11 protein-coding genes are annotated in these 17253 nt (G+C 38.9%); 3 read left to right on the top strand and 8 right to left on the bottom strand.

The window, feature by feature from the left end:
* Positions 1-44 precede the first annotated feature (44 nt).
* Positions 45-3728 carry a methionine synthase gene (metH, locus tag PR683_RS19700; RefSeq protein ID WP_209102608.1) on the bottom strand — a complete coding sequence of 1228 codons (3684 nt, stop codon included), beginning with the start codon at positions 3726-3728 and terminating at the stop codon, positions 45-47.
* Positions 3729-3931: 203 nt separating this feature from the next.
* On the opposite strand from metH, the gene iclR reads away from it, so the two are divergent.
* Positions 3932-4762, top strand: a complete 831-nt coding sequence (gene iclR / locus PR683_RS19695) for a glyoxylate bypass operon transcriptional repressor IclR (protein ID WP_004915246.1) — start codon at positions 3932-3934, stop codon at positions 4760-4762.
* 76 nt (positions 4763-4838) lie between these two features.
* Here iclR and PR683_RS19690 read toward each other — a convergent pair whose 3' ends face one another.
* From PR683_RS19690 to PR683_RS19680, 3 genes are all read right to left on the bottom strand, one after another.
* Entirely contained in the window at positions 4839-5726 is an 888-nt protein-coding gene (locus tag PR683_RS19690) for an N-acetylmuramoyl-L-alanine amidase (RefSeq protein WP_109913082.1), read from the bottom strand.
* Between the two features lie 536 nt (positions 5727-6262).
* Positions 6263-6520, bottom strand: coding sequence for a helix-turn-helix domain-containing protein (locus tag PR683_RS19685; RefSeq protein WP_004915254.1), 258 nt, complete (start codon positions 6518-6520; stop codon positions 6263-6265).
* Positions 6521-6964: 444 nt separating this feature from the next.
* Positions 6965-7756 (bottom strand): N-acetylmuramoyl-L-alanine amidase-like domain-containing protein, encoded by a 792-nt coding sequence (locus tag PR683_RS19680; RefSeq protein WP_109913083.1) that lies wholly within the window; start codon positions 7754-7756, stop codon positions 6965-6967.
* Between the two features lie 313 nt (positions 7757-8069).
* On the opposite strand from PR683_RS19680, the gene edd reads away from it, so the two are divergent.
* Positions 8070-9920: a phosphogluconate dehydratase gene (gene edd, locus PR683_RS19675; protein ID WP_272571768.1), complete on the top strand. Its 1851-nt coding sequence runs from the start codon at positions 8070-8072 to the stop codon at positions 9918-9920.
* Positions 9921-9947: 27 nt separating this feature from the next.
* On the top strand, positions 9948-10589 hold the full coding sequence (locus tag PR683_RS19670; protein ID WP_109913084.1) for a bifunctional 4-hydroxy-2-oxoglutarate aldolase/2-dehydro-3-deoxy-phosphogluconate aldolase: 642 nt from the start codon (positions 9948-9950) through the stop codon (positions 10587-10589).
* A gap of 67 nt (positions 10590-10656) precedes the next feature.
* On the opposite strand, the gene aceK is transcribed toward PR683_RS19670, so the two are convergent.
* From aceK to metA, 4 genes are all read right to left on the bottom strand, one after another.
* Positions 10657-12390, bottom strand: coding sequence for a bifunctional isocitrate dehydrogenase kinase/phosphatase (gene aceK / locus PR683_RS19665; RefSeq protein WP_110731447.1), 1734 nt, complete (start codon positions 12388-12390; stop codon positions 10657-10659).
* 127 nt (positions 12391-12517) lie between these two features.
* Positions 12518-13825, bottom strand: a complete 1308-nt coding sequence (aceA, locus tag PR683_RS19660) for an isocitrate lyase (protein WP_004915268.1) — start codon at positions 13823-13825, stop codon at positions 12518-12520.
* A 56-nt stretch (positions 13826-13881) separates the two neighbouring features.
* Positions 13882-15480: a malate synthase A gene (gene aceB, locus PR683_RS19655; RefSeq protein WP_272581950.1), complete on the bottom strand. Its 1599-nt coding sequence runs from the start codon at positions 15478-15480 to the stop codon at positions 13882-13884.
* Between the two features lie 364 nt (positions 15481-15844).
* Entirely contained in the window at positions 15845-16774 is a 930-nt protein-coding gene (gene metA / locus PR683_RS19650; protein WP_004915271.1) for a homoserine O-acetyltransferase MetA, read from the bottom strand.
* Positions 16775-17253: the final 479 nt, after the last annotated feature.

The raw sequence follows: 17253 nt of genomic DNA, 5'->3' as shown, positions 1-17253 counted from the left end.
AAGATGGTGCCGAATACATGAAAAATCAATGTATTGATCTGGTTTTAATCTTCAGGGTCATAAGCTAAGTTTGGTGCTAACCAACGCTCCAACTCCGTTACCGACATCCCTTTACGTTTTGCGTAGTCCTCAATTTGGTCTTTTTGTAGCTGAGCTACCGCAAAATATTTACTTTCCGGGTGGCTAAAATACCAGCCTGATACCGAAGCGCCTGGCCACATCGCATAGGAACTGGTGAGTTTCATGCCAATTTGCGTTTCTACATCCAATAACTGCCAAATTTTGGCCTTTTCTGTGTGCTCAGGACAAGCCGGATACCCCGGTGCAGGGCGGATACCTTGGTAATTTTCACGAATAAGCTCTTCATTACTCAAGTTTTCATCAGCTGCATAGCCCCAATATTGCCTACGGACTTGTTGGTGTAGATATTCAGCAAATGCCTCCGCTAGCCTATCCGCCAGCGCTTTAACCATAATTTTATTATAATCATCATGCTGTTGTTCATATTCATCAGCAAGCGCGTCTTCTTCTAAGCCCCCTGTCACTGCGAAAGCCCCAATATAATCGGCTTTACCGCTGTTTTTTGGCGCGACAAAGTCAGATAAACAATAGTTTGGAAACTCAGTTTTTAAGGTTTGCTGGCGTAAATTCAGCCCCATCACTTGTACATGGCTTCTTGACTCATCGGTATAAATTTCTACATCATCGCCAACTCGGTTTGCAGGGAATAAACCAAAAATACCTTTTGGCGTTAGTAAACTTTCTTTATCAAGCTTATCTAACATATTATTGGCATCTTTCAATAGCTTACGTGCTTCAGAACCAACCACTTCATCTTCTAAGATCCGCGGGTATTTCCCCGCCAGCGACCAAGTCATAAAAAATGGCGTCCAATCAATATAGTCTCTCAGCGTTGAAATAGATGCTGTGACTTCTTGAATACCCTGGAATTTTGGTACAGGTGGTTGATAGTTTTGCCAGTCAATATTTACCGCATTCGCACGTGCCACATCCAGTGCCACCGGTGGTGTTTTTGGCCTTCTTCGACCATGCTGCTGGCGTACGGTGTCGTATTCACGGCGCGTACGCGCAACAAAATCTGCTTTTTGTGTTGCTGACAATAACGCCGAGACAACCCCCACTGTTCGGGAAGCATTTTGCACGTAAGTTGTTGGCCCACTGTAATTTGGCTCAATTTTCACAGCGGTATGTGCTTTTGATGTCGTCGCCCCACCAATCAGTAATGGTAAGGTAAATCCTTGTCTTTCCATCTCTTTAGCGACATGCACCATTTCATCAAGAGATGGCGTAATCAAACCAGATAACCCAATAATATCGACGTTTTCTTCACGCGCGGTTTTTAGAATAGTTTCACATGGGACCATCACACCTAAATCAATGATTTCATAGTTATTACACTGTAAAACAACACCAACAATATTTTTACCAATATCATGGACATCGCCTTTTACCGTAGCGAGTAAGATTTTTCCTGCACTGCTACCTGATTGTTTAAGCTCTTGAATATAAGGCTCTAAATAGGCGACTGCTTGTTTCATTACACGGGCGGATTTCACCACTTGAGGTAAGAACATTTTGCCTTCCCCAAACAGGTCTCCAACCACATTCATACCGTTCATCAAGGGGCCTTCAATCACTTCGATTGGGCTAGAAGCACGTTGGCGAGTTTCTTCAGTATCTTCAATAATAAATTCGGTAATACCTTTCACTAGTGCATATTCAAGGCGCTTTTCAACTTCCCAACTACGCCATTCCGCTTGTTGAACTTGCTGCTCTCCTGCCCCGGCTCCACGGTATTTTTCTGCCAGTTCAAGTAAGCGTTCCGTACTGTCATCACGACGATTTAAAATCACATCTTCAACCGCGTCTTTTAATTCAGAAGGTAAGTCATCATAGATAGCGAGCTGCCCCGCATTAACGATCCCCATATCCATTCCATTACGAATGGCGTAGTACAAGAAAACAGCATGAATCGCTTCGCGTACAGGGTCGTTCCCTCTAAATGAAAAAGAGACGTTGGAAACTCCGCCAGAAATCATCGCATGAGGTAATTGAGCCTTGATATCCTTACAGACCTCAATAAAATCAACTGCATAGTTATTGTGCTCTTCAATTCCTGTGGCTACGGCAAAAATATTTGGGTCAAAAATAATATCTTCAGGAGGGAAGCCCACCTCTTCGGTCAGGATCTGATAAGCACGGCGACAAATTTCAATTTTCCGTTCACGTGTATCTGCTTGGCCAACTTCATCAAATGCCATGACGACCACGGCAGCACCATATTTGCGCAATAGTTTAGCGTGCTCAATAAATGCCTCAACCCCCTCTTTCATTGAGATTGAATTGACGATCCCCTTACCTTGTATGCACTTAAGCCCCGCCTCGATGACCTCCCACTTTGAGGAGTCAATCATAATCGGCACGCGCGCAATATCTGGTTCGCCAGCAATGAGATTCAAGAAACGTACCATCGCCGCATGGGAGTCCAACATCCCTTCATCCATATTGATGTCGATGATTTGTGCGCCATTTTCAACTTGCTGACGAGCCACATCTAAGGCTTCTTGGTAATTTTCTTCTTTAATCAGCCGCTTAAATTTTGCTGAACCTGTCACGTTGGTTCTTTCCCCGACGTTCACAAATAATGATTTTTTGCCAATATTTAGCGGTTCTAAACCAGATAAACGGCATTCAACAGGCAGTGACGGTAATTGGCGTGGAGTGATGCCTTTTACTGCATCTGCCATTTTTTTGATATGTAATGGCGTCGTTCCACAACATCCACCAACAATATTTAAGAACCCTGCGGTTGCCCATTCATGAATTTGTTCGGCCATATTTTGCGCATCAAGGTCATACTCACCAAACGCATTGGGTAGCCCTGCATTGGGGTGCGCACTGACATAACATTCAGCAATTCTTGATAATTCAGCAATATACTGGCGTAACTCATTAGGACCTAATGCGCAATTCAAGCCAAATGATATCGGCTGAGCATGACGCAATGAGTTATAAAATGCTTCTGTTGTTTGCCCTGATAATGTTCGACCTGAGGCATCCGTGATCGTCCCCGAGATCATAATCGGTAAAGAAACGCCCAAAACTTCCAATTCGGTTTCTACCGCAAAGATCGCGGCCTTCGCATTTAATGTATCAAAAATGGTTTCGATCATGATCAGATCGACCCCACCTTTTACTAAAGATCGGGTAGATTCTCGATAAGCTTCAACGAGTTGATCAAAGGTGATATTGCGATAAGCGGGATCATTAACATCCGGAGAAATAGAAGCGGTGCGGTTTGTCGGGCCTAAGACTCCAGCAACATAACGCGGTTGCTCTGGCGTTTTACGTGTCCACTCATCAGCACATTCACGAGCAAGACGTGCAGCAACTTCATTAATTTCAGCGGAAAGAGATTCCATTTTATAATCAGCCATCGCAATGGATGTTGAGTTAAAAGTATTGGTTTCAACAATATCCGCACCAGCTTCAAAGTATTGAGAATGGATATCTCGAATGATATCTGGCTGAGTTAAGACTAATAGGTCATTATTTCCCTTTAAATCACTCGGCCAATCTGCAAATCGCTCTCCGCGAAACTGGGCTTCCGACAACTTATGTTGTTGGATCATTGTTCCCATTGCACCATCTAATACCAATATACGTTTTTTTAATTCTTGTTCTAATTGATTAACTTTTGCGGACACTGCACTGCCCTCCTGAAATGGAACACTGAGAAATAAGTCAAATTTTTACTTTTAACATCCTATCACAACTTCTCTCGTGAAAATTCGCTGTTATGATGAGAGTTTTTCAAGGTTGCACAAGAGCACACTTTTCACTGATCCGATGAGTATTTTCAAGTGAAATAGTTCATAATAGAAGCTAAATGACAGTCAGGAGAGACTTAATGGCAACGGCACCAATTACTAAGAAACTTAAAAAAGCAAAAGGGCCGGCGAGTGGCGCAGCTGCAGCAGGACAAGTTCAATCATTAAGTCGTGGATTAACACTGTTGGAATATATTTCCGAATCAACAGGGGGAATCGCCCTCACTGACCTTGCGATGCAAGCTGGCTTACCCAACTCAACAACACACCGCCTATTAATGACGTTGGAACAGCATGGATTTGTTCGGCAAACTGGCGATTTAGGCCTATGGGTTATTGCTTCCCATGCTTTTATCATTGGTAGTAGCTTCTTAGAGAGTCGTAATTTGTTAGCTCTCGTTCACCCGATACTGCGCCGCTTAATGGATGAATCTGGGGAAACCGTCAATTTAGCTATCCTAGACCATACAGAGTACGATGCCGTCATTGTTGACCAAGTACAATGCAATGCGCTAATGAGAATGTCAGCACCAATCGGTGGAAAACTGCCATTACACGCTTCGGGTGCAGGCAAAGCGTTCATTGCTAATTTAACAGAAGACAAACTGGTTCCACTTTTAAGCCGTAAAGGTTTACATGCTTATACGCCTTATACACTAACTAACCCATCCGCCTTAAAAGAGAATTTACAACAGGCTAAAAAGCAAGGTTTTTCTTATGATGATGAAGAGCATGCTTTAGGGTTACGTTGTATTGGAGCTTGTATTTATGATGAGCACAAAGAAGCGTTTGCAGCTATTTCTATTTCAGGCCCATTATCACGTATCACTGATGACCGTATTACTGAATTAGGCGCTATGGTTATCAAGGCCGCAAAAGAAATAAGCCATGAATATGGTGCAAACCGCTAACTCAATAGTAAAGAGTGAAATACAAAGCAACCTGTATTTCACTTTAGCTTAATCTCACAAAGTTTTTTACTGCCCTCTAATCACCTTGTTGGTTTGTTGATACATTAGGCAACTGCGAGGTCTTTTCAAATAACTTAAATTTTTGCATATCACGGTACTTTTCAATAAGTGCCAACGCGATAGCCTCTGTTTCAGCATCCGCTTGTCCTTCAATATCTCTCGGCCGGAAATGCAGTTGGAAAGCACGTAATGTTTCTTTCGTCTGTGAATCTAACTGACCTGATAGAGGAATTGTTGAATAGCCGTAAAAATGAAGGGCTTTTTGAATGCGTAACACGTTTGCAGGCTCATTGGCATTACGCCCCGCCAGAAATTTAGCCACGGTTTTAGGATCTGGCCAAGCCCCTATACCATGTTGAGCAAGACGCTGCCATGGAAATGCCTTGCCTGGATCTTGCTTACGCAGTGGTGCGATATCACTGTGACCAATAATATTTTCTGGAGGAATGTTATAACGCTGCATAATATCTTGGAGGAGAGGGATCAACGCAACAATTTGTGCTTCATTATAAGGAGCCCAATATCGTTTTCCTTTTACATCTTTTTGTAATCCAGCATTGACGATTTCAATCCCAATAGAAGTATCATTCAAACCATTATGGTGTAACCAATAACTTTCACCTGCATGCCATGATTTTAACGACTCAGGAACGAGTTGTAATACAACAGGCCGGCCATTTTTAGTTTCAGGTACACTTGGAATGAGATAGTGAGAACTCACTTGACCTTGTGTTAGTGTGGCTATAGAACGCACATCATCAGAAACGGTGTAGTGAATAATGACATATTGAATACGTTGACTACTATTTTTTGATGGATAACGGTTATCGAGATAGTACCCCTTGTTCGAGGCTGAACAGCCTAATAGTAAAAAGGCAAATAATATCCCTATATATTTGAACATCGAACCATAACCTTACTCTATTGTTGATTAAGCTTTATTTAAGCATTCTGTAGTCATCAATACTATCAACTTTCATACATTAACGACAAAACGATGCTTATTATTCATAAGAATATAGTCAAAACGGTGAAATAACTGTTCAAATACATAGTGTTAACACCTTCTTAGTTCATATTAGAAACAAAAAGTTTTCATTATTCTGTAGAAAGTTCCTCTTGCATTAAAAAGTAGGAGATATCACAAAAACAGAAGCAAGTACTAGAAAAATTATCATTATGAGTTCCAACAAATTCATCGACCATTAAAATAAAGATAAATTGATTATTTTTATTTCTAGAAGCTGATTTTAAATTATTTTCAATTTTAAGTAGTTATCATAAAAATGATTTTCCATCGACTATGCTAAATTAATCGTTTAGTTCTCTGTAACGTATAAGTTATAAAATATTTTCTTATACTAGCGATTTCTAAAAAGAATAAGGTAATTCATAAAATTTTATAAAGAGAAATAAAAAATAACCTTACTTAAATTACTGCTAGCTCATTTTTTCATACTCAACCTGCTTAGCAATTATTTTAGTAACTTCATTAATATCAATATCTAAAAAAATGACAATTTCAATTAGTTTATCTAAGCTCAATTTATTAATACCTAATTCATACCGTGATACCTGCTGTTGACTCAAATGAATAATTGAGCCTAACTCATTTCCTGACAATCCCTTACTCACTCTAGCCTTACGTAAATGATTACCTAATAATGCATAAACATTTTTCTTTTTAGCTATATGCATAACCATCTCCTAAATTTAAATAAGAAAAATAATTTAGCTAGTATTATTCATTATAAAATTAACCATAACTATTTAAAATAGTTACGAGTAATCAAAAAGCACAAGATTGATAGGCAAACATCATTTTTATATACAAAAGAAAAAGAACTAAGTAATATTTATAAAGTAATCCATTGCTTTATAACAGTTTTTTCATTTTTTTAATAAAATTATATTCCTATATGTTTATTTTTACCAAATCGATAATTTAATATATTTTTACATTTTAAATGTTATTAGTAATAATTAGTAACTAATAAAAATAATTATATGTTTTTTATTATTAAATAATTTCCACTTTATATGTTAAATTTATACATACATAAAAACTGGATTTACTCATTTTTTATATCAAAAAAATAGATTAATAATTTATTTTATTATTAATAAATTCAAAAAATCAGGCTAATAATCTGATTTAGGTCTAAAAATAACAATCCCAGCCTTCCCTTTTAAATAAATATTCAGTTCAATATCAATGACCTGAAAATTTCTACGCAATGAGGACGCATTTCTAAATATTGTTTTCTTCCCTTTACGTATTACAACCCCAACATGGCTCACATCTAACCCATTATTTCCTGAATAAATACCAATGTAATCCCCCGTTTTTAATCTTAATAATAAATCATCATCCACATACTTAGCTGGAATATAGTTAATTGACCTATTCTTGATGGGTAATCCCGATATATATCTCTGATCATGATATTTTAAATTAAGTTGTTTATTTACCTTAACAGCATGTGAACTTATTTCACTGGTAATATCTGCCACAATAGCTTCAGGTTCTTGCGCCCAATCAGAAAAAAAATGCCGACGATGTTTAAAGGTGATATTTTGGTTGATATACCTAATATTGGTTAAATTTAACACAAACTGTTCATAGTTTTTCGAACGCTTAAAAGCCTCGATGTACTCTATGAATGTCATACAGTCCATCTCTTTCAAATTAATCACTAATTCTTCGGCTAAGAGTGGGCTCATATTCAATGTTTGTTTATTGTAAGGTGTGGCTAAAAAGTATTGAGTCAATGCATCAATTTTTTCTGCCTGTGAGGCATTGTGTAATTGCATTTCAGTTTGCTTATTAAAAACTTCAGTTAAAATGTTATATGACCCGGAAGCTAAAACAACCTCAGCCTTAACAAAATTTGCCAACAACAATATAAATGCAGCTGTAGCTAGCCTTAACATTCTGCCACTCTTCTCATTAATACAGCCTAACCTTCGACAATTATCTAATTGAATTTTGATGATAAAATAACCAAAAAAGCCACTATAGCATGCTTATTTGCCTATTTCCTACCCTATCCATACCATATTACAAATTTGATTCAGATCACAGATAGCTTCGAATATTCATTTTCTATATTGCAACGCCTTCGCTTTCATTGAACAATGTTACCGGTAACATTGATGCTATAGTACTAGAGTAAATAACGATAGGCACAACCCAAATTGACTTGCAGTTTGATTCATCTTTTTACTGCACTATGGAGCAATTATCATGAGCGTGACCACCTCTAAAGAGACAAATCCTTCGGTGATCAATAAAGAACTTGATCGCATCACTCAACGTATCATCTCTCGTTCAGTGAAGACTCGAGCTGCTTATCTCAAAAAAATAGAGCAGGCTCGTAGTATGACCGTCCATCGAGCATCACTCGCTTGTGGTAACCTTGCCCATGGCTTTGCAGCATGCCAAAGTGAAGAAAAACAAATTCTTAAAAGCATGACTCGCTCTGATATTGCTATCATCAACTCCTACAATGATATGCTTTCAGCGCATCGCCCCTATGACAAGTACCCAGAACAACTCAAAAAAGCATTATTAGAAGCAGGCTCAATTGGCCAAGTCGCTGCAGGTGTTCCCGCAATGTGCGATGGTGTAACACAAGGTCAAGATGGGATGGAGCTATCGATGCTAAGTCGAGATGTCATTGCAATGTCAACCGCCATTGGCCTATCCCATAATATGTTTGATGGCGCACTCTATTTAGGTATTTGCGACAAAATTGTTCCAGGTTTAATGCTTGGCGCACTTTCATTTGGCCACCTTCCTGCGATATTTGTCCCAGCAGGCCCAATGGCAACAGGCTTACCAAATAAAGAAAAGGTTCGCATTCGCCAGCTGTATGCTGAAGGCAAAGTTGATAGACTCGCCTTATTAGAAGCGGAAGCTGCGTCTTATCATGGTATCGGCACTTGTACTTTTTATGGTACTGCCAACTCAAATCAAATGATGATGGAAGTGATGGGATTACATCTCCCCGGCGCATCATTTGTACCACCTGATTCTCCACTACGAGATGCATTAACAGAAGCTGCCGCACGACAAATTACGCGTTTAACTGAACAATCAGGTCAGTACTTACCTATCGGTCAACTGGTTAACGAAAAAGTGATTGTCAACGGCATCGTCGCATTACTTGCAACAGGCGGCTCAACTAACTTGACCATGCATCTTGTGGCTATAGCTAGAGCTGCTGGGATCATTATCAATTGGGATGATTTCTCCGATATTTCTGCCATTGTTCCACTTATTTGCCGTATCTATCCTAATGGCCAAGCGGATATCAACCAATTCCAAGCCGCAGGTGGCGTCGCTTTGCTCATCCACCAGCTATTGCAAAAAGGTTTATTGCATAATGATGTTCATACCGTCTCAGGATTTGGGCTGGCACGTTATACTATGGAACCATGGCTAAATAATGGTCAACTAGAATGGCGAGAAGGCCCTAAAACCTCATTCAATCCTGAAGTTATTGCTGAAATAGACCGCCCTTTCTCACCTCATGGCGGTACAAAATTACTCTCAGGGAATTTAGGACGCGCTGTGATGAAAACATCAGCAGTTCCTGAAGAAAATCAAATCATTGAAGCTCCAGCAGTCGTATTTAATACCCAAAATGAGATCGCAGCGCACTTTGAAGCTGGCGAACTCAATAAAGATTGTATCATCGTTGTCCGCTTCCAAGGACCATCTGCAAATGGTATGCCTGAGCTTCACAAGCTAATGCCACCTCTTGGTGTCCTTATGGATAAAGGCTACAAGGTCGCGCTAGTCACTGATGGTCGCTTATCCGGTGCATCCGGCAAAGTACCATCCGCAATTCATGTCACACCTGAAGCTTACAATGGCGGATTGTTAGCAAAAGTAAAAAATGGCGATATTATTAGGGTAAATGCATTGACTGGGGAATTACAATTACTGGTTGATGAAGAAGAACTCAATAAGCGCCAACCCTTTGAAGCTGATTTAACTGCTGAACATAGTGGGTGTGGAAGGGAACTTTTCGGTGCGTTAAGAAGACACTTATCAGGTGCCGAAGAAGGCGCTTGTAGCATTGATTTTTAATCTATTTTCATTGAATAGGAATAGAAAATGAATAATTGGAAAATAACCGCTGAAAGCGTATTAAAACAAGGCCCTGTCGTCCCTGTTATTGTTATAAAAAAATTAGAACAAGCGGTTCCTCTTGCAAAAGCACTAGTCAAAGGTGGCATTAAAGTTTTAGAAGTCACTTTACGTACTGAATGTGCTATTGATGCTATTCGCCTCATTGCCAAAGAAGTACCTGAGGCGATTATTGGCGCGGGTACTGTTATCAATGCAAAACAACTCGCTGAAGTCACTGAAGCGGGAGCACAATTTGCAATTAGCCCCGGCTTGACGGATGAATTACTCAATGCCGCTACCAAAGGAAATATTCCTTTAATCCCTGGTATTTCAACTGTTTCTGAGCTTATGCTTGGTATGCAATATGGCTTAAAAGAGTTTAAATTTTTCCCAGCGGAAGCCAACGGTGGCGTTAAGGCGCTAAAAGCTATTGCCGGCCCTTTCTCACAAGTCAAATTTTGCCCAACGGGTGGAATATCACTCGCTAATTACCTTAGTTATTTAGAGCTAGATAGTGTTCTGTGCATTGGCGGCTCTTGGTTAGTTCCTGAAGAGGCTTTGAATTCAGGTAATTACGAAAAAATCACCCAACTTGCACAAGAGGCTGTACAAGGCGCAAAAAAATAACGACACGAAAAACGACTCAGTCCCTTGCTGGGTCGTTTTTAACTGCCTTTAATGAATACTATTATAATTATGCAACCTTATTGAGATTATGACAAAAACGTAATTCTTCACGGTAGGCATAAACATCTTCTACGTGCCCCGCTAAAATCCTATTTTGTAACTTTTGCCAATAATCTGCTGAAAATAAATCTGCGTGATATTGTTGCAAGTAATGACGAATTTTCTCATTTTGGCAAATAAAAGAAGCAAACTCTTCGGGGAAAACATCTTGCTCCCCAATGCTATACCATGGCTCACCAGATAACTCTTGCTCAGGGTATAATGGCTCCGGAATTTTACGAAAATTCACTTCAGTCATATAACAGATTTCATCATAATCGTAAAAAACAACACGCCCATGCCGCGTTACCCCAAAGTTTTTAAATAACATATCTCCAGGAAAAATATTTGCAGCCGCTAATTGCTTAATCGCCCAGCCATATTCATTTAATGCATTATGCAATTGTGTATCAGAGGCATTATCCATATAAATATTCAATGGGATCATCTTTCTTTCCATATACAGATGACGAATCAATATGTTATCACCTAAATCTTCAATTTGAGATGGAGCCTCTTTCAATAACTCCACCATTAATTCATCACTGATGGAGGATTTACTAATCACAAAATTTTCAAATTCTTGGGTATCCGCCATACGGCCAACTCTATCGTGCTCTTTAACCAAACGATAGCATTCTAAGACCCGTTCTCGTGTTACCTGTTTTTGTGGTGCAAATCGGTCCTTAATAATTTTAAAAACCCGATCGAAAGAAGGCGATGTAAAAACCAGCATCACCATTCCTTTCACACCTGGTGCAACCGTAAATTGCTCTCGTGAAAAATTAATATAGGCGAGATACTCTCTGTAATACTCTGTTTTTCCATGCTTTTGACAGCCAATTGCCATATATAATTCAGCAATTGACTTACTGGGTAAGATCTCCCTCAACCAAAAAACCAGTGCTGCAGGAAAAGGAGCATACACCATAAAATAGGAACGAGCGAAACCAAACACAATACTGGCTTCATCAAACTCGGTTAAACACGTATCAATATAAATGTGCTGACAATCATCATGATGAATAGGAAGTAAGAATGGATAGACCTCATCATTAATATAAATTTTACCAATCAGCCAAGCTGCCTTATTACGATAAAATAGCTCATTTGCGATATGAAAGCTGACTTTCTGGCTTTCAATATCGGAAAATTTTGTTTTTAATACATTGATAATACAATGAATATCTAAATTTAAATTCCGCCATTTTAACCTTAGCGGTAACCCACTTAATATAGTAAACAATAACTCATCTAAATTATTATTAACAAAGTATTCGCGAGCTAGAGGCCTAGGAGCAATAGAAAAGCGTCTCGCAGGCTGAGACGTAAAAATAAATAGGTTATCTTGTGTCAGCTCCCGATGCCGAAATAACCGACAGTAAACAGAATTAAAAAAGCTTTCCGCTATTTCAAACCTTGGGTAATCCGGTAATAAGGTTTTATAAATATTTTTTATCTGTGCCAGTTTATCTGGTGTTAAAGATTGAACTAACCCCATAAACTGTAGCTGAGCGACAACTAAGCCAACATGGTGGTCATACAGTTGAATTCGTCTTTTCATCGCATGCTGAATTGCATGCCAATCTGCTTGTTCAAACCGTTCTTGTGCACCTGAGGTTATTTCAAGAAAACGACCATATTGTGCATCAAACCCTTGTAAAATGGTCTGCGCTATTATCTGTTCTGTCGTCAATATCATAACCACTCCTATTAGAATACAGACCCATTTTGAATAAAAAACAGGCACTAAACGTGCCTGAAAAATTAACAGATATAGCTAACCAACAAAGACACCAGAAACACCGATCAAAAGGAAAATAATCTAACTAGAATTGCTCTTCTTCAGTCGACCCAGTTAAAGCCGTCACTGATGAAGCACCACCTTGAATAACGGTTGTTACTTTATCAAAATAACCTGTTCCCACCTCTTGTTGATGCGAAGAGAAGGTGTAGCCCTTATTCATTGCGGCAAATTCACATTCTTGAACTTTTTCAACATAATGCTTCATGCCTTCACCTTGTGCATAGGAGTGGGCTAAATCAAACATGTTGAACCACATACTGTGAATACCTGCTAGCGTAATAAATTGGAAGCGATAGCCCATTGCTGAAAGTTCATCTTGGAAACGCGCGATCGTGCTGTCATCTAAATTCTTTTTCCAATTAAATGATGGAGAGCAGTTATAAGCTAATAATTTACCAGGAAATTTAGCATGAATAGCCTCAGCGAACTGCCTTGCTGCTTCAAGGTCAGGTTTTGACGTTTCACACCAAACAAGATCTGCATATGGTGCATAAGCTAGCCCGCGGCTAATCGCTTGCTCAATTCCTGCTTTGGTACGGAAAAAACCTTCAGAGGTGCGTTCTCCAGTAACAAAAGCCGCATCATAAGCATCGCAGTCAGATGTTAGAAGATCGGCTGCATCGGCATCTGTTCTAGCAACCAAAATAGTTGGTACACCTGAAACATCTGCCGCTAAACGAGCAGCAACCAGCTTCTGAATCGCTTCTTGAGTAGGTACAAGGACTTTCCCACCCATATGACCACACTTCTTAACCGCGGCTAATTGGTCTTCAAAATGGACAGCCGCAGCCCCTGCCTCTATCATATTTTTCATAAGTTCGAAGGCATTTAATACGCCACCAAACCCAGCTTCCGCATCCGCGATAATAGGTAAAAAATAATCAATATACTCTTTGTTGTCAGGGCCAATACCATTCGCCCACTGAATTTGGTCTGCACGACGGAAAGTATTATTAATTTTCTTAACGACCGATGGTACTGAATCAACAGGGTAAAGTGATTGGTCTGGATACATACTTGATGAAGTATTTGCATCCGCGGCTACCTGCCAACCTGACAAATAAATAGCTTCAATACCGGCTTTCGCTTGTTGTAACGCTTGCCCACCGGTTAAAGCTCCCAGTGCATTTACATAACCTTTCTTTGAACCACCATGTAATTGCTCCCAAAAGCGTTCTGCACCTTTGCGTGCTAAAGAGTGTTCGATATTCACAGAACCACGTAATTTCACTACTTCTTCCGCAGTATATGGGCGAGTAATACCTTTCCAACGTGGTTTTTTCCATTCACTTTCTAATTGGGCAATTTGTTCTAAGCGCGATGTAGTCATGATCCACTTCCTTTATAAGAATATGTAGGGTTTATCGAATTTTCTATTTACTATGCTTAATCTAATAATTGGTATCCGGGGATAGTTAGGAATTCTATAAGTTCATCCTGCGTTGTTATGCGCCTCATTAATTCCGCAGCCTCACGAAAGCGGCCGCTTTGAAAGCGCTTATCACCAAGTTCTTTTTGGATAACCTGTAACTCTTCATCCAGCATTTCTTCAAATAATGCCTTAGTGACTTTTTCACCGGTAGACAATGTTTTACCGTGGCGGATCCATTGCCAAATTGAAGTACGTGAAATTTCTGCTGTCGCAGCATCTTCCATCAAACCATAGATAGGTACACAGCCATTCCCTGAAATCCATGATTCAATATATTGCACTGCAACACGAATGTTACCCCGCATCCCCGCCTCGGTTCGTTCGCCCTCACAAGGCTCTAATAGCTGGTCAGCCGTAATTTCTTCATCGAAATCACGAGATACATGTAGCTGGTTTTGGTGCCGACCAAGTGCTTGATCAAACACATTCATAACGGTATCCGCTAAGCCCGGATGTGCAACCCAAGAGCCATCGTGCCCATTTTTCGCTTCTAATTCTTTGTCCGCTTTTACTTTCGCTAAAATAGTTTCATTTTCTTGAGGATCTTTGCTCGGTATAAAAGCAGACATTCCTCCCATCGCAAATGCGCCACGGCGATGGCACGTTTTAATTAATAAGCGCGAATAAGCACTTAAAAATGATTGTGTCATTGTGACAACTTGGCGGTCAGGTAATACTCGGTCTGCATGCTCTTTCAGTGTTTTGATATAACTGAATATGTAGTCCCAGCGCCCACAATTCAGCCCCACGATGTGGTGACGCATGTGATACAAGATTTCATCCATTTGGAACACTGCGGGTAATGTTTCAATCAGTACGGTGGCTTTAATCGTTCCCCGAGGTATACCCACTAGATCCTCTGCCATACTAAAGACATCGCTCCACCATTTAGCTTCTTGCCAAGACTCAAGTTTTGGGATGTAAAAATAAGGGCCACTTCCTTTTTCTAATAACGCTTGGTAGTTATTAAAAAAGTAAATAGCGAAATCAAATAGCCCACCAGGAATCGGTTTATCTCCTGATAAAACGTGTTTTTCATCTAAATGAAGACCACGAACACGCGCAATCAAAACAGCAGGGTTTGATTTTAATTGGTAGACTTTTCCATTTTCATTGGTATAAGAAATGTCACCGCGAACTGCATCCCTTAAATTGACTTGTCCATCGATCAATTTTTCCCATGAAGGTGAGAGGGAATCTTCAAAATCTGCCATAAATACTTTTACATTGGCATTCAAAGCATTAATAACCATTTTACGTTCAACCGGCCCCGTAATTTCGACACGGCGATCTTGTAAATCCTCAGGAATACCTTGTATTTTCCAATCTGATTTTTTTATGGAATCAAATTCCGAAATAAAATCAGGTAAAGAACCTGCATCTATCTTTTGCTGTCTGAGCACTCTATCTTTTAATAGTTTTTCTCTATGAGGAAGAAACTCTTCAACCAATCTAGAAAGAAATGCAATAGAATCAGTATTTAATACTTGATTATCAAGCTGTTTAATATTCTTTGTGAATGTTAATTCCGATATAGATAATTGCTGTTCCATCGACCAAACCCTCATTCATCGTTGACTATGAATTAAGCATAAGATCAAAATAGAAATAAATCAAAAACGATTTCCATTTTATTTAAATGCAACTTCATTATATTGATAAATATGAGTTTTTAATAAAATTAAAAATTGATTACCCATTCCTTTAACTAGATTAAAATGTTAAATAGTCGTTAAATCAACTAATTATAGAAAACTGCATTTTTAAAATTTTTCTTTGGAAACAAAAAAAGCAGCTAAAAATAGCTGCTTTCAGACTAACTGTGGCTCCACTTTCTACTATATAAGCTTGATTTAAACTGGTAGAACCAGTAAAAAAACTTATTTTATTGCAATTCTTAAATTTATATTTCTTTTTTTAATCTAACGTTGGTTCCATATTCGTAAGATCAAAAGGTGTGATCTGGTACACATAATAATTCAACCAATTTGAGAACAACAAGTGCCCATGACTACGCCAACTCACGATCGGGGGGTTGTTGGGATCATCATTTTTGAAATAATTGCATGGGATCTGAGGAGAAATACCAGCATCTAGATCACGCCAATATTCTTGTGCAAGAGTATCTCCATCATATTCAGGATGGCCTGTCACAAATGCTAAGCGTTTGTCTTTTGACCCAAACAAATAAGCACCAGCCTCCTGTGAACTTGCTAAAATCTCTAGGTCAGTATGCTGTCGGATAAGATCTTCAGGAAAATCAGCGTATCGAGAGTGAGGCGCATAAAATGAGCCATCAAACCCTCTAGTTAATAAAGCGTACGGCTCTAACGTATCATGCTGATAAATACCTGATAATTTTTCTTCTCTTGTCCATTTTGGTAAGTCATACAATACCTTTAAAGCCGCTTGTACAGCCCAACACACAAAAAGGGTTGATGTCACATGTTGCTTCGCCCAAGCTATCACCTTTTCTATTTGCTGCCAGTATAATACGTCATTAAACTCAACTAGGCCTAACGGAGCTCCCGTTACAATTAACCCATCAAAATTTTGATCCTGTATCTCTTCAAAATCACAATAAAAAGTATCCAAGTGCTTTGTTGGAGTATTTTTTGATTCTCGTTGATCAATTCGTAATAGTTGAATATCAACCTGTAATGGTGTGTTTGACAATAAACGGAGAAACTGATTTTCAGTTTCTATTTTTTTTGGCATCAAATTGAGTATTAATACTTTCAAGGGACGGATCTCCTGATGACTTGCTCTTGTTGTTGTCATAACAAAAACATTTTCTTCTCTCAAGAAATTAACTGCCGGTAATTCATCTGGTAAACGAATAGGCATCATTCATCCCCTTTTATCTGTTTATACGTTTAGACTTCTAGAATGCTAAATAATCTAACCAATGTTTTTCATCTTGTCGAGCGTTTCAAGGTTAAATGAAATAATTTCAAGCACTGTAACTTATAGCTTATTTCTAATGATTATATACAACCATTAATCTTTTTATTTTCAATATATTGTATTAGTGACTACTATTTTTATTTACCATAAGCTATTTAAATTTTTCGATAAATTATATCTAAGATACCGTTATTTGATTAGCCTATCAGGTTAGCTTCTATACCACCGACCAAGTTATGGTGATGATTTAATTTCCATTACAAATATGAAATCGGAGTTGTTACTCACTACTGTTGCTCAAGCAATCGAATTCATCGTGGCAATAGGAAAACATCAAAATCATCATATCCATTTGATTTAATTTAAAAATCCCCGCCACATCAACAATATGTGAGCTGTTACTCACTACTTTGTATCGT

Origin of the sequence: Providencia sp. PROV269 (assembly GCF_028477785.1) — a bacterium.
Taxonomy (GTDB): Bacteria; Pseudomonadota; Gammaproteobacteria; order Enterobacterales; family Enterobacteriaceae; genus Providencia; species Providencia rettgeri.
This window is presented reverse-complemented; position numbering and strand designations above follow the sequence as displayed.

What these genes read in the sequence shown, in the direction of transcription:
- iclR (WP_004915246.1), top strand. Translation starts at nt 3,932, where the DNA reads ATGGCAACGGCACCAATTACTAAGAAACTTAAAAAAGCAAAAGGGCCG.
- PR683_RS19690 (WP_109913082.1), bottom strand. Translation starts at nt 5,726, where the DNA reads ATGTTCAAATATATAGGGATATTATTTGCCTTTTTACTATTAGGCTGT.
- PR683_RS19685 (WP_004915254.1), bottom strand. Translation starts at nt 6,520, where the DNA reads ATGCATATAGCTAAAAAGAAAAATGTTTATGCATTATTAGGTAATCAT.
- PR683_RS19680 (WP_109913083.1), bottom strand. Translation starts at nt 7,756, where the DNA reads ATGTTAAGGCTAGCTACAGCTGCATTTATATTGTTGTTGGCAAATTTT.
- edd (WP_272571768.1), top strand. Translation starts at nt 8,070, where the DNA reads ATGAGCGTGACCACCTCTAAAGAGACAAATCCTTCGGTGATCAATAAA.
- PR683_RS19670 (WP_109913084.1), top strand. Translation starts at nt 9,948, where the DNA reads ATGAATAATTGGAAAATAACCGCTGAAAGCGTATTAAAACAAGGCCCT.
- aceK (WP_110731447.1), bottom strand. Translation starts at nt 12,390, where the DNA reads ATGATATTGACGACAGAACAGATAATAGCGCAGACCATTTTACAAGGG.
- aceA (WP_004915268.1), bottom strand. Translation starts at nt 13,825, where the DNA reads ATGACTACATCGCGCTTAGAACAAATTGCCCAATTAGAAAGTGAATGG.
- aceB (WP_272581950.1), bottom strand. Translation starts at nt 15,480, where the DNA reads ATGGAACAGCAATTATCTATATCGGAATTAACATTCACAAAGAATATT.
- metA (WP_004915271.1), bottom strand. Translation starts at nt 16,774, where the DNA reads ATGCCTATTCGTTTACCAGATGAATTACCGGCAGTTAATTTCTTGAGA.